The sequence below is a fragment of the Streptomyces sp. NPDC052064 genome (assembly GCF_055585925.1).
Map to the genome: position 1 here is coordinate 550,881 of NZ_JBVJJE010000006.1, position 13,290 is coordinate 564,170.

General features: G+C 70.5%; 11 protein-coding genes. 3 read left to right on the forward strand and 8 right to left on the reverse strand.

Going from position 1 to position 13,290, the window contains the following annotated elements; translation table 11 throughout:
- Positions 1-52: 52 nt before the first annotated feature.
- Positions 53-1,801, reverse strand: coding sequence for an oxalyl-CoA decarboxylase (gene oxc, locus ACZ6TU_RS19630; RefSeq protein ID WP_059418473.1), 1,749 nt, complete (start codon positions 1,799-1,801; stop codon positions 53-55).
- A gap of 256 nt (positions 1,802-2,057) precedes the next feature.
- Here oxc and ACZ6TU_RS19635 point away from each other — a divergent pair, with 256 nt between their 5' ends.
- On the forward strand, positions 2,058-3,638 hold the full coding sequence (locus ACZ6TU_RS19635) for a FadD7 family fatty acid--CoA ligase (RefSeq protein WP_469549859.1): 1,581 nt from the start codon (positions 2,058-2,060) through the stop codon (positions 3,636-3,638).
- Positions 3,639-3,647: 9 nt separating this feature from the next.
- Here ACZ6TU_RS19635 and ACZ6TU_RS19640 read toward each other — a convergent pair whose 3' ends face one another.
- From ACZ6TU_RS19640 to ACZ6TU_RS19660, 5 genes are all read right to left on the reverse strand, one after another.
- Positions 3,648-4,586: a LysR family transcriptional regulator gene (locus tag ACZ6TU_RS19640; protein WP_469549863.1), complete on the reverse strand. Its 939-nt coding sequence runs from the start codon at positions 4,584-4,586 to the stop codon at positions 3,648-3,650.
- 136 nt (positions 4,587-4,722) lie between these two features.
- Positions 4,723-4,935, reverse strand: a complete 213-nt coding sequence (locus ACZ6TU_RS19645) for a formate dehydrogenase subunit delta (RefSeq protein ID WP_401584406.1) — start codon at positions 4,933-4,935, stop codon at positions 4,723-4,725.
- 1 nt (position 4,936) lies between these two features.
- On the reverse strand, positions 4,937-7,753 hold the full coding sequence (gene fdhF, locus ACZ6TU_RS19650; RefSeq protein WP_469549866.1) for a formate dehydrogenase subunit alpha: 2,817 nt from the start codon (positions 7,751-7,753) through the stop codon (positions 4,937-4,939).
- Positions 7,750-9,351 (reverse strand): formate dehydrogenase beta subunit, encoded by a 1,602-nt coding sequence (locus tag ACZ6TU_RS19655; RefSeq protein ID WP_467670343.1) that lies wholly within the window; start codon positions 9,349-9,351, stop codon positions 7,750-7,752. Before ACZ6TU_RS19655 ends, fdhF begins: the two co-directional genes overlap by 4 nt.
- On the reverse strand, positions 9,348-9,827 hold the full coding sequence (locus ACZ6TU_RS19660) for a formate dehydrogenase subunit gamma (RefSeq protein WP_086603056.1): 480 nt from the start codon (positions 9,825-9,827) through the stop codon (positions 9,348-9,350). Before ACZ6TU_RS19660 ends, ACZ6TU_RS19655 begins: the two co-directional genes overlap by 4 nt.
- A 232-nt stretch (positions 9,828-10,059) precedes the next feature.
- Between ACZ6TU_RS19660 and ACZ6TU_RS19665 the strand changes: the two genes are divergently transcribed.
- Positions 10,060-10,749: a GntR family transcriptional regulator gene (locus ACZ6TU_RS19665; protein ID WP_467670341.1), complete on the forward strand. Its 690-nt coding sequence runs from the start codon at positions 10,060-10,062 to the stop codon at positions 10,747-10,749.
- A gap of 19 nt (positions 10,750-10,768) precedes the next feature.
- Here the strand turns inward: ACZ6TU_RS19665 and ACZ6TU_RS19670 are convergent, their stop codons facing one another.
- Positions 10,769-11,605 carry an acyl-CoA dehydrogenase family protein gene (locus ACZ6TU_RS19670; RefSeq protein WP_467670339.1) on the reverse strand — a complete coding sequence of 279 codons (837 nt, stop codon included), beginning with the start codon at positions 11,603-11,605 and terminating at the stop codon, positions 10,769-10,771.
- A gap of 203 nt (positions 11,606-11,808) precedes the next feature.
- Here ACZ6TU_RS19670 and ACZ6TU_RS19675 point away from each other — a divergent pair, with 203 nt between their 5' ends.
- Entirely contained in the window at positions 11,809-12,501 is a 693-nt protein-coding gene (locus ACZ6TU_RS19675) for a GntR family transcriptional regulator (protein WP_467670337.1), read from the forward strand.
- 20 nt (positions 12,502-12,521) lie between these two features.
- Here ACZ6TU_RS19675 and ACZ6TU_RS19680 read toward each other — a convergent pair whose 3' ends face one another.
- A complete protein-coding gene (locus tag ACZ6TU_RS19680) occupies positions 12,522-13,073 on the reverse strand; it encodes a beta-class carbonic anhydrase (protein WP_184990839.1) in 552 nt (183 codons plus the stop codon).
- Positions 13,074-13,290 lie beyond the last annotated feature (217 nt).

Here is a 13,290-nt window from a genome sequence, read left to right on the forward strand (position 1 = left end):
CCTTTTCGTGAACGTACGCGTAACGGGCGGGAGTTCGAGGTACGGAGAAGGGTCACTTCTTCGCCGGCGTGATGTTGCCGACGGTGATGCCCTTGGGGTTGAGGTGTGAGATGTGGCCGCTCTCGGTGCCGGCCGAGGGGTCGATCACGCAGTCGATGAGCGCCGGGCCGCCCGAAGCCAGGGCCTCGGTGAGGGCGGCGGTGACCTCGGCGGGCGTGGTGGCGCGGTAGCCCTTGCCGCCGAACGCCTCGATCAGCAGGTCGTGGCGGGCCGCCGACATGAGCGTCGTGGGCGCGGGGGCGTCGTCGTACGGGTTGGTGTCGTCGCCCCGGTAGACACCGCCGTTGTTCATGATCACGGTGACCACGGGGAGCTTGTAACGGCAGATCGTCTCGATCTCGATGCCACTGAACCCGAAGGCGCTGTCGCCCTCGATGGCCACGACCGGGGCGCCGCTCTCGACGGCGGCGGCGATGGCGTAGCCCATGCCGATGCCCATGACGCCCCAGGTGCCGCTGTCGAGACGGTGACGGGGGACGTGCATGTCGATGACGTTGCGCGCGATGTCCAGGGCGTTGGCGCCCTCGTTGACGATGTACGTCTCCGGGTGCTGGTGCACGACGTCGCGTACGGCCTTCAGGGCGCCCATGAACTGCATGGGGTGCGGGTCGGCCTCCAGCCGCTTGGCCATCTTGGCGACGTTCTGCGCCGAGCGCTCCCCGAGCTCGTCCCGCCAGGCCGAAGGGGCCTGGATCTGGCCGGGCTTGGTGCGTTCGGCGAGCGCGTCGAGCACCGACTCGATGTCACCGACGAGCGGTGCGGAGATCGGCTGGTTGCTGTCCATCTCCTTGGGGTCGATGTCGATCTGGATGAACTTGGCATCGGGGTTCCACCCCGTCTGGCCATGGTTGAGCAACCAGTTGAGGCGGGCGCCGACGAGCATCACGACGTCGGCCTTCTTCAGCGCCATGGAACGGGCGGTGGCCGCCGACTGCGGGTGATTGTCGGGCAGCAGGCCCTTCGCCATCGACATCGGTACGTACGGGATGCCGGTGGACTCGATGAACTCCCGTACCTTGGCGTCCGCTTGGGCATACGCGGCGCCCTTGCCGAGCACCACCAGCGGGCGCTCGGCGGAGGCCAGCAGCTCGATCGCGCGGTCCACGGCCTCCGGCGCGGGCAGCTGGCGCGGAGCGGGGTCGACGAGGCGGCTCAGCGTCTTGTCGCCCTCCGCCTTGGGCATGATGGCGCCGAGCACCGCGGCGGGGATGTCGAGGTAGACACCGCCGGGGCGCCCGGAGATCGCGGTGCGCAGGGCGCGGGCGATGCCGCGGCCGATGTCCTCGACGCGGCTGACCCGGTATGCGGCCTTCACGAAGGGCTGCGCGGCGGCGAGTTGGTCCATCTCCTCGTAGTCGCCCTGCTTGAGGTCGACGAGGTGGCGCTCGCTGGAGCCGGAGATCTGGACCATGGGGAAGCAGTTGGTGGTCGCGTTCGCCAGCGCGACCAGACCGTTGAGGAAGCCCGGTGCCGACACCGTCAGGGCCACGCCCGGCTTCTTGTTGAGGTAGCCGGCGATGGCCGCCGCGTGCCCGGCGTTGCTCTCGTGCCGGAAGCCGATGTAGCGGATGCCCTGCGCCTGGGCGAGGCGGGCCAGGTCGGTGATAGGGATGCCGACCACCCCGTAGATGGTGTCGACGTCGTTCATTTTGAGCGCGTCGACGACCAGGTGGTACCCGTCGGTGAGCTCGGTCGGAACGTCGGCTGCTGCCGCGGTCTCCATAGTCGAGGGGGCGGTCATGGTCCGAGGTCCTCCTTGGGCAGGTCCTGCCGGAGCGGCTACTCCTCTCACCATCCGCAGGGCGCCCGTCCGCGTCCAAGACCCATCGGCGACCAGCCGATAAACAGCATCTATCGAGGGCTGGTGGAGGCCTCGCCAGCTCCCTTGATAGACGGCCGCTATCGGCCGTTCGCCAGTACGTATTGGACGCTCGCCGCAGGCCACCGCAGGCTCGCAGAGGACTGCTTCATCGAACCTGGCGCGAGGGGGTGGGGTCATGGCCGTTCCGGCCGCGGCATCCGTGCGCGATGCGAACCGGTACCGGCCTCCGAGCGTCACGGGTCTCGTCGACCTCATCGACCGGCAGGTGCATGAACGCCCGTACGCCCGAGCGCTGGTCACCGGGGACCGGGTGCACCTGTCCTACCGGGGCCTCAGCGGCCTGGCCGACGACATGGCCGAACGGCTCGGCGACACCGGGCTGCGCCGCGGTGAGGCGATCGGTCTGATCGCCGCCAACACCGCCGAGTTCGTGGTGGCGTTGCTCGGCGCGGCGCGGGCCGGTCTGGTGGTCGCCCCGCTGGACCCTGCGCTGCCCTGGTCCGAACTCGCGGCACGGAGCGAGGCGTTGGGAGCGCGGGCGGTCCTTCTGGGAGCACCGGCCGTGGCAGGGGACCCGTTCCCCGTCCCGGTGTGGCCGCTGCGGGTGGACGTCTCCCGGGCCGGGACAGCGGCGGTCGAACTCGCGCCCGGTCCGCTTGTCGTGCCCCATGTCCGTGGTGTGGCAGACGAGTTGACGGAGAACGACGCGCTCGTCCTGTTCACCGCCGGCACCAGCGACCGGCCGAAGATGGTCCCGCTCACCCAGGCCAACGTGGCCGCATCCGTCCACTCCCTCTGCGCCACCTACGAGTTGGGCCCCGATGACGCGACGGTCGCGGTGATGCCGTTCTTCCACGGCCACGGACTGTTCGCGGCGCTGCTGGCGTCCCTGGCCAGCGGAGGCTGCGTCCTGCTGCCCGAGCGGGGACGGTTCTCGGCGGGCAGGTTCTGGGACGACGTGCGTGCCGCGGCCGCCACCTGGTTCACCGCGGCTCCGGCCATCCACGAGATCCTCCTGGACCGGTCGGAGCGGGAGTACCCGGGCCCGCAGGCACCGCCCCTGAAGTTCGTCCGCAGCAGCAGCGCTCCCCTCAACCCGGCGACGCAGCGGGCGCTGGAGCGCACGCTGGGCGTGCCTCTGCTGTCCGCGTACGGGATGACCGAGTCCTCGCACCAGGCGGCCAGCGAACCGCTGCCCGGGCGGGGGCTGCTGAAGCACGGGGCGGTGGGACGGCCGACCGGGGTAGAGGTCCGGGTCGTCGACCGAAGCGGGCGGACGTGCCCGACGGGCGTCGAGGGCGAGGTGTGGGTGCACGGTCCCACCGTCGCCCGGGGCTATCTCGGCGACCGGGAGGGGACGTCGCACACCTTCGTCGACGGGTGGCTGCGCACCGGTGATCTGGGAACGCTGGACGCGGACGGGTATCTGTCGCTGACCGGGCGGATCAAGAACCTGATCAACCGCGGCGGCGAGAAGATCTCACCGGAGCATGTCGAGGACATCCTCGCCGGCTGCCCGGGCGTCGCCGAGGTGGCCGTGTTCGCCGTACCGGACGCGGTGTACGGGCAGCGGGTGGGCGCCGCCGTGGTGGTGCGCGAGGGCGAGAGCGTCGGGCGCGAGGAGATCCTGCGGTACGGCCGTGACCTGCTGGCCGCGTTCGAGGTGCCCGACCGGATCGAGCTGGTCGCCGCTCTGCCGTACACCGCCAAGGGGGCTCTGGACCGGAAGGCCGTCCAGGCCCGGTACGCGCCGTGACGGGGGCGTTCAGGGGGTGAGCACGCGGTGCTCGGCCGGGAGCGGCCGGGCGAAGAAGTCGTCCAGGGACAGGCCCGTCGCCGCGTTGACGAACGCCCGGGCGGCGACCGAGCCGGGGGTGGCGGCGTGGATCGCCACCGAGACCTGGGCGCCGGCCTCCGGCTCCACCAGGGGCAGCGCCCTCGTACGGCCGATCACGGGCATCGCGCGCAGCCAGGTGTGCGGCACGATGCTGGCCCACCCGCCGCCGCCGACATGGGCGTAGAGGGAGGCGATCGAGTCCGTCTCCACCTGGGGGGTCATGACGAACCCCTTCTCCGCGAAGACCGTGTCGACGATCTGGCGGATCCGCATGTCGGGCGTCAGCAGCGCGAGCGGCAGCTGGGCCGCGTCCGCCCAGGTCACGGTGGTGGACTGGGCCACCGGCTGGTCCTCCGACACCAGCAGCATGTACCGCTCCTGGTACAGGGGGACGACCTGCAGGCCCTCCTGGTCGCCCGGGTCGAAGTGGGCGATGGCCACGTCCAGTTCGTAGTCGCGCAGCTGGCGGTGGAGTTCCTTCGTCGACAGGCGGGAGCGGACCTGCACCTTGGCGAGCGGGTGCGCCGCGCAGAACGCGGCCACGGGTAGCGCCAGGGTCGTGGACGCCGTGGGGTCCGTGCCGAGCCGCAGCGTCCCGGTGATGCCGGACTGCACGGCGGCCACCTCGGCCTTGAAGGCGTCCTGTTCGGCGAGGATCCGCTTGGCCCAGACGACGAGCCGTTCGCCCTCCGGGGTGAGGCCCTGGTAGTTGTGCCCGCGGTTGATGAGCGTGACGTTCAGCTCCCGCTCCAGTTTGGCGATCGCCGCCGAGAGCGCGGGCTGGGAGACGTAGCAGGACTCCGCCGCGCGGGCGAAGTGCCGTTCCCTCGCCACCGCCACGAAGTACTCCAGCTGCCGGAACAGCATGAACGACTCCTCCCTGTCCGGGGCCGCGTCAACCCGCTCCATACTGTATGCAGTAGGGCGGTGATGTACAGGGGTGGCAACCCTGTTGATCTTCCCGCGTGCCCGGATCGCCACCCCTCGCATCGCCGGGCGCGGGTCAGCGCAGGAGCTTCACCGCGGCCACCACGAGCGGGTCCAGCCCGTCCGCCCCGGCGTCGACGAACGCGTGGAGCCGGGCGCGCATCCGCGGGTCCCAGAACCTGCCGATGTGTCCGGCGATCGCCTCGGCGGCCTCCTCCCCCGGCAGGTGTCCGAGGTTCCTCGCGATGTCGTTCGCCATCCTGAGTTCCGACGGCACGGTCGCTGTCATCTCAGTCCACCACCGTCACGAGGTCGTTCCCGGTGACGTCCGTGTCGGTGTGCCGGTCGGGGCGCGCGAGCGCGACCTGTACGGCGGTCACCTTGTACTCCGGGCAGTTGGTCGCCCAGTCGGAGTTCTCCGTGGTCACCACGTTGGCGCCGGTGACGGGATGGTGGAACGTGGTGTACACGACCCCGGTCGGCATGCGGTCGGAGATCTCCGCGCGCAGGGTGGTCTGCCCGACGCGGCTGGCCAGGGTGACCATGTCACCGTCGTTGATGCCGCGGACCTCGGCGTCGTGCGGGTGGAGTTCCAGCACGTCCTCGGGATGCCAGGCGACGTTGCCGGTTCGGCGGGTCTGGGCGCCGACGTTGTACTGGCTGAGGATGCGGCCCGTGGTGAGGACCAGCGGGAAGCGCCGGGTGCTGCGCTCGGCCGTGGGCACGTAGGCGGTGACCACGAACTTGCCCTTGCCGCGCACGAATTCGTCCACGTGCATGATGGGCGTGCCCTCCGGCGCCTGCTCGTTGCACGGCCACTGGACGCTGCCCAGCTTGTCCAGCAGCTCGAAGGAGACCCCCGTGAACGTCGGTGTGACCGAGGCGATCTCGTCCATGATCCGGCTCGGATGGTCGTACGCCATCGGGTAGCCCATGGCGGTGGCGATCTCGCTGACGATCTGCCACTCGTGCTTGCCCGTCTTCGGCTTCATCACCGCGCGCACCCGGTTGATCCGGCGTTCGGCGTTGGTGAAGGTGCCGTCCTTCTCCAGGAAGGACGCCCCGGGCAGGAAGACGTGCGCGAACTTGGCGGTCTCGTTGAGGAACAGGTCCTGGACCACGACGAGTTCCATCGCTTCGAGCGCGGCGGTGACGTGCTGGAGGTTGGGGTCGGACTGGGCGATGTCCTCGCCGTGCACGAAGAGGCCCTTGAAGGTGCCGTCGATCGCCGCGTCGAACATGTTGGGGATGCGAAGGCCCGGTTCGGCGAGGAGAGTTCCGCCCCAGAGGTTCTCGAAGACCGTGCGGACGGCGTCGTCGGAGACGTGCCGGTAGCCGGGCAGCTCGTGCGGGAAGGAGCCCATGTCGCAGGAACCCTGCACGTTGTTCTGGCCGCGCAACGGGTTCACGCCGACGCCGTCCCGTCCGATGTTGCCGCACGCCATCGCGAGGTTGGCCATCCCCATGACCATCGTCGAGCCCTGGCTGTGCTCGGTGACGCCGAGGCCGTAGTAGATGGCCCCGTTGGGCGCCTCGGCGTACAGCCGTGCGGCGGCCCGGAGTTCACCGGCCGGCACGCCGGTGATCTCCTCGACCGCCTCCGGGCTGTTCTCCGGGCGGGCGATGAACTCGGCCCAGTCGTCGAAGCCTTCGCACCTGGCGTCCACGAACGACCGGTCGACCAGGCCCTCGGTGACGACCACGTGCGCCATGGCGTTGACGACGGCGACGTTGGTGCTGGGCCTGAGCTGGAGATGGTGTTCGGCCTCGATGTGCGGGGAGCGTACGAGGTCGATGCGGCGCGGGTCGACGACGATGAGCTTGGCGCCCTCGCGCAGCCGGCGCTTCATCCGGGAGGCGAACACCGGGTGACCGTCGGTGGGGTTGGCGCCGATGACCATGATGACGTCGGACTGCGCGACCGAGCGGAAGTCCTGGGTGCCGGCGGACTCGCCGAAGGTCTGCTTGAGTCCGTATCCCGTCGGGGAGTGGCAGACCCGGGCGCAGGTGTCGACGTTGTTGTTGCCGAAGGCCGCGCGGACCATCTTCTGTACGACGTAGACCTCTTCGTTGGTGCAACGCGAGGAGGTGATGGCGCCGACCGCGCTGGAGCCATACCGGTCCTGGATCTCGCGCATGCGGCGGGCGACCGTGCCGATCGCCTCGTCCCACTCGACCTCGCGCCAGGGGTCGGTGATCCTGTCGCGGACCATGGGCTTGAGTTGGCGGTCGGGGTGGGTGGCGTAGCCGAAGGCGAAGCGGCCCTTCACGCAGGAGTGGCCCTCGTTCGCGCCGCCGTCCTTGTAGGGCACCATGCGCACCAGCTCGTCGCCGCGCAGTTCGGCCTTGAAGGAGCAGCCCACACCGCAGTACGCGCAGGTCGTGACAACCGACCTGGTGGGCATGCCGAGTTCGACGACCGAGCGCTCCTGGAGCGTCGACGTCGGGCAGGCCTGGACGCAGGCCCCGCAGGAGACGCACTCGGAGTCCATGAAGGTCTCTCCGGCGCCCGGCGAGACCTTGGAATCGAAGCCGCGGCCCTCGATGGTGAGCGCGAAGGTGCCCTGCACCTCACCGCACGCCCGGACGCAGCGGGAGCAGGCGATGCACTTGGAGGGGTCGAAGTCGAAGTAGGGGTTGGACGTGTCCTTCTCGGCGTCGAGGTGGTTCTCGCCCTCGTAGCCGTAGCGGACCTGCCTCAGACCCACCACGCCGGCCATGTCCTGCAGTTCGCAGTCGCCGTTGGCCGGGCAGGTGAGGCAGTCGAGCGGGTGGTCGGAGATGTAGAGCTCCATGACGCCCTGGCGGAGCTTTGCCACCTTCGGCGTCTGGGTGCTCACCTTCATGCCGTCGGCGCACGGCGTGGTGCAGGACGCCGGGGTGCCGCGCCGGCCGTCGATCTCCACCACACACAGGCGGCAGGAGCCGAAGGCCTCCAGGCTGTCGGTGGCGCACAACTTGGGTATGTCGACACCGGCCTGTGCCGCGGCGCGCATCACGGAGGTGCCTTCCGGGACGGCGACCGGCATGCCGTCGATCTCCACCGACACCGTCGCCGGGCCGGGCCGCTCGGGGGTTCCGAAGTCTGGTTCCTTGAGCAGGCTCATGCCGTGCCCTCCGTCGCTCGTACGGGGTGGATCTCCAGCAGCCGACGGCCGCCGAGGAAGTCGTCGGGGAAGTGAGCGAGGGCGCTGCGGACGGGCATCGGGGTCAGCCCGCCCATCGCGCACAACGAGCCTTCGGTCATCAGGTCGCACAGGTCTTCCAGCAGGGCCAGGTTCTCGTCCCGGTGCGTGCCGGCCACGATCTTGTCGATCACCTCGACGCCCCGCACCGAACCGACCCGGCAGGGTGTGCACTTGCCGCAGGACTCCTCGGCACAGAACTCCATCGCGAAGCGGGCCTGGGCGGCCATGTCGACGGTGTCGTCGAAGACGACGATGCCCCCGTGCCCGAGCATCGCTCCGGCCTCGGCGAACGCCTCGTAGTCCATCGGCAGGTCGAACAGGGACGTCGGCAGATAGGCGCCGAGCGGGCCGCCGACCTGCACCGTGCGCACCGGGCGTCCGGTGTGGGTCCCGCCGCCGTACTCCTCGACGAGTTCGCGCAGGGTGATGCCGAATGCGGTCTCCACGATGCCGCCGCGGGCGATGTTACCGCCGAGCTGGAACACCTGGGTGCCGCGCGAGCGGCCGACGCCGAGGTCCTGGTAGGCCTTCGCGCCGTGGGCCAGGACCATGGGCACGGTGGTCAGGGTGAGGACGTTGTTCACCACGGTCGGTTTGCCGAACAGGCCCTCGATCGCGGGGATCGGTGGTTTCGCGCGGACCATGCCCCGCTTGCCCTCCAGGCTCTCCAGCATGGAGGTCTCCTCGCCGCAGATGTACGCGCCGGCGCCGACGCGGACGTGCAGGTCGAAGTCGAGCGAGGAGCCGAGGACGCCCTTGCCGAGCCAGCCGTGCTCGCGGGCGATGCCGATCGCCCGGCGCATCGTGGCCACGGCGTCGGGGTATTCGGAGCGGATGTATATGTAGCCCTCGCTTGCGCCGACCGCGTGCGCGGCGATGGTCATGCCTTCGATGAGCAGGAACGGGTCGCCCTCCATCACCATGCGGTCGGCGAAGGTGCCGCTGTCTCCCTCGTCGGCGTTGCAGCAGACGAACTTCAGCTCGTCGGCGCAGTCGAGCACCGTCTTCCACTTGATGCCGGCCGGGAATCCGGCGCCGCCTCGGCCGCGCAGCCCGGAGGCGGTGACCTCGGCGACGACGTCGGCGGGGGCCAGCTCCAACGCGGCCCGTAGCCCGGCGAGGCCGCCGTGCTCGACGTAGTCCTTCGTCGACAGGGGGTCGGTGACCCCGATCCTGGCGAAGGTGACGCGGTTCTGGCGGGCGAGCCACGGCAGTTCGTCCACGATGCCGAGCCGCAGCGGATGGTCCGCCCCGTCGAGCATGCCGGCGGCGAGGAGTCCCGCCACGTCCTCAGGGGCCACCGGGCCGTAGCCGACGCGTCCTTGCGGGGTCACGACCTCGACGAGCGGCTCCAGCCAGAGCATGCCGCGCGATCCGTTGCGTATGACGTCGATGGCGAAGTCGCCGCGGGCGGCGGCGTCCTGGAGCGCCTGGGCGACCTCGTCCGCGCCGACGGACCTGGCCGCCGAGTCGCGGGGGACGTAGACCGTGGCCGCGGAGTGCGAGGAGTTGTTCATGAGGAGACCGTCCCGTTGAGGATCGAGCCCAGTCGGGCGGGGCCGACTCGTCCGTACAGCCGGCCGTTCGCCTCCACCGACGGGCCGAGGGCGCAGTTGCCGAGACAGAAGACCTGCTCGACGGTGACCGAGCCGTCGGCCGTCGTCTCCCCCAGGGTCAGTCCGGACTCACGGGCGTGGCGCACCAGGCTGTCGGCGCCCAGGGCCTGGCAGGCCTCGGCGCGGCAGATGCGCACGGTGGTGCGTCCCGCGGGCTCGCGGCGGAAGTCGTGGTAGAAGGTCACCACCCCGTGGACGTCCGCCCGGGAGAGGTTGAGCTCCTCGGCGAGCACCGGGATCGCCTCCTGCGGCACATGACCCAACTCGGCCTGGACGGCGTGCAGTACGGGCAGCAGCGCGCCGCGCTGGTCCCGGTGACGGGCCACCACCCCCCGGACCACGCTCTCGACCGACACATCACTCCCGCTGGTCGTCATGATCGCTTCGCCTTCCGTCACACGGGTCCCCGGCGAGGGTTGCAGGAGACTGAGACAATACCCCATACAGGCTTCTGTATACAGAACTCAATCGCAGAGATCGCGGGACCGCCAGAGGTGCGGCCGGTTGCATACAAAAACCTGTATGCTCGCGCCGTCGTCGGCAACCCCTCGACCACATCCACTTGGCAAAGCCGCCGTCCCGTGGGCCCGGCGGCAGAACGGGACAACCATGCGCGAGGCACTCACGGCCGCAGCCTCCCGGCGCGTCACCCGCCCGGCACCGCTGCGCCAGGCCGTGTACGACGCCCTGACCGAACTGATCATCAGCGGTTCCCTCAAGCCCGGCCAGCACCTGGTCGAGGCCGAACTCGCCGAACACCTCGGCGTCAGCCGACAGCCGGTCCGCGAGGCCCTCCAACGACTGCAGACCGCCGGCTGGGTCGACCTGCGGCCCGCCCAGGGCGCCTTCGTCCACTCCCCCACCGAGGACGAGGCCGCCCAACTCCTCGGCGTCCGCGCCGTACTGGAGACCTACTCGGCCCAACTCGCCGCGCAGAACGCCGAGCCCGAGGACGTCGAGCGCCTCTGGGAGCTCCAGCAGGACGGCGTCGACGCGCTCGCCGAGGGCGATGCCAAACGCCTGGTCGCGGCCAACACCGCCCTGCACGACTTCATCACCTCCGTGGCCGGCAACGCCGTACTGGCCGAACTGATCGGCCAGGTGGGCCAGAAGGTGCGCTGGTACTACACGCCCATCGCCAAGCCCCGCGGCAAGGAGGCCTGGAACGAGCACGGCCGGCTCATCACGGCCATCGCCAAGGGCGACGCGGACCGGGCGGGTGAGATCATGCGCAGGCACACCGAGCGCACGACCGACTTCTACCGCCGGCAGCTCCCCGCCGAGACGAGTCAGGACTGACATCTCAGGCGCGGGCGGTTCAGGACGAGGCGAGCGACTCGGCGGGGCGGCGAGCGACGTCGTGGGACATGTCGACGGCCGGGGGACGCAGGCCCCCGGCACCGGCGGCGGCCCGCAGTTCGAGCAGCCACGGCAGCACTGTGCGCAGCACGGTGTCGAGCCCGCCGCCGTCCCCGCCGAGCATCGCGTCGGCGGGAACCAGAACCGGGTCGGCGAACACCGTGGACGTCGCGCTGCCGCGCGGCCCGGCACCCCCGGCCCGGGCCGGGACGAACAGGTTCGGGGCGTGCGCCGGAACCAGCCAGAGGCTCATCCCGGCCGGCACGACGAGCGGCCGCGAGGACCAGACGTAACTGTCGGCCTCGCCCGCCGCGACCACCTGGTGCTTACGGGCCCGCAGCGCAACCACGTCACCGGTGCGGGCGGCGACGGAGCGGGGCACGAGGAGCCGGCCCTCCAGCCCCTGTCCGCCGACGCCGCCCGCCGGCTCCACCCCCTCGACGTCCCCCTCCGCCGCCTCGGCGAGGGCAAGGCTGCTGAGGTGCCGCCCGGCAGCGATCTCGCCGCGCACCCAGGGGCTGCCGTACGACTCGATGACGGCGACCGCCGTGTAGTGGGACTGGAGCACGGCCGCCGTCGCCGGGCAGACGCGCGCGGTCCGGGCCACCACCTCCACGGCTTCCGGCAGCCCCCGTCCACCACCACCGAACTCGGCGGAGACGGTGAGCCCCAGCAGTCCGGCGCGACCGAGGGCCGTCACGGAAGCGCGGGGAAACCTGCCCTCGCCGCCGGTCACGTCGGCGGAGGGTTCGATGACACTGGTCAGGACTTCTGAGAGAGCGGTGCGGTACGACACGGGGTGACCCCCTCGGGAGCGACTACTGGTCGTCGAGCGACGATTGCATACAGTATTCTGCATTCGCTACCAGCACACCAGAGGCGAGTCCGGGCAACTTTCGAAAGTCCGCAACGCCAGTCCGAATGGCTGGTCTATTGCATACTGAACTCAGTATCTCGTAGCCCATGTGGCCTCAGCAGTCGAACGAGGGAGAAGGGCCCATGCCCGACACGCCCACCGTGGCCGCACGCGGCCCGATCACACGGCCCGCCCCACTGCGCCAGGCGGTCTACGACGCCCTCACCGAACTGATCGTCAACGGCTCACTGAAACCCGGACAGCATCTCGTCGAGGCCGAACTCGCCGCAGAACTCGGCGTGAGCCGCCAGCCGATCCGCGAAGCGCTGCAACGGCTGCACACCGCGGGCTGGGTCGACCTGCGCCCCTCCCAGGGCGCCTTCGTCCACTCCCCCACCCTGGAGGAGTGCGCCCAGCTCCTGAGCGTCCGGGCCCTCCTCGAAACCCACTCCGCGCACGGCGCCGCCCGGCACGCCACCCCCAGGGACGTCGCCCGGCTGTGGGAACTTCAGCGGACCGGTCTCGCCGCTCTCGCGGCCGGCGACGCCCGGGCCATCGTGGAGGCCAACGCCGCCCTGCACGGGCACATCACCGGGCTCTCCCGCAACGCGGTCCTCGCCGAACTCATCCCCCAGGTCGACCGACGCGTGCGCTGGTACTACATGCCCATCGCCACACCGCGCGGCAAGGACGCCTGGAACGAGCACGCCCGAATCATCGAGGCCATCGGCGAAGGCGCCCCCGACCGCGCCGAGGAGCTCATGCGCCGGCACACCCGGAACACCACCGACTTCTACTGCCGGCAGATCGCCGCGGTGGCCGGCCGGAGCGTCTGAACACTCCGGCCGGGAGGAGTTCAGGACTGCGGGTCGATCTCCCGCAGCAGCCCGGTGGTCACGTCGAAGACGAAGCCCCGTACGTCGTCGGTGTGCGGCAGGAACGGCGAGGTGCGCACCCGCTGCATCGACTGCCGTACGTCCTGGTCGACGTCCCGGAACGCCTCCACCGCCCAGGCCGGACGCTGGCCGACCTCCATCTCCAGCTCGTGCCGGAAGTCCTCGGTCAGGGTCTGCAGGCCGCAGCCGGTGTGGTGGATGAGGATGACGCTGCGGGTGCCGAGCGCCCGCTGACTGATCGTCAGGGAGCGGATCGTGTCGTCGGTGACCACCCCGCCGGCGTTACGGACCGTGTGACAGTCGCCGAGTTCCAGGCCCAGTGCGGCGTGCAGGTCGATACGGGCGTCCATACAGGCCACGACGGCCACCCGCAGGACCGGCCGGGCTCCCATACCCGGGTCGACGAATCCGGCGGCATAAGCGCGGTTGGCTTCCACGAGCCGGTCGATGACCGTACCGGAGCCGGGGGCACTGCGGGCGGGCTGGGCGGTACGGGGTGCTGATGTCGACATGCTGGGCTACCTCACTCCGGTCGGGTTCGGACGGGAACCGTCCCGGGCGGTGCGGTCCGCAGCGCGCCCGGAACGGAGTGGAAGCGGTGTCGGTCAGATCACTCCCTGCGTCTTCAGGAGCGGCAGCTCTTCGTGGTCGAGGCCGAGTTCGCCGATGAGGATTTCTTCGGTGTGCTGGCCGAGGAGGGGTGGGGTGGTGATGTGCACGGGGGAGTCG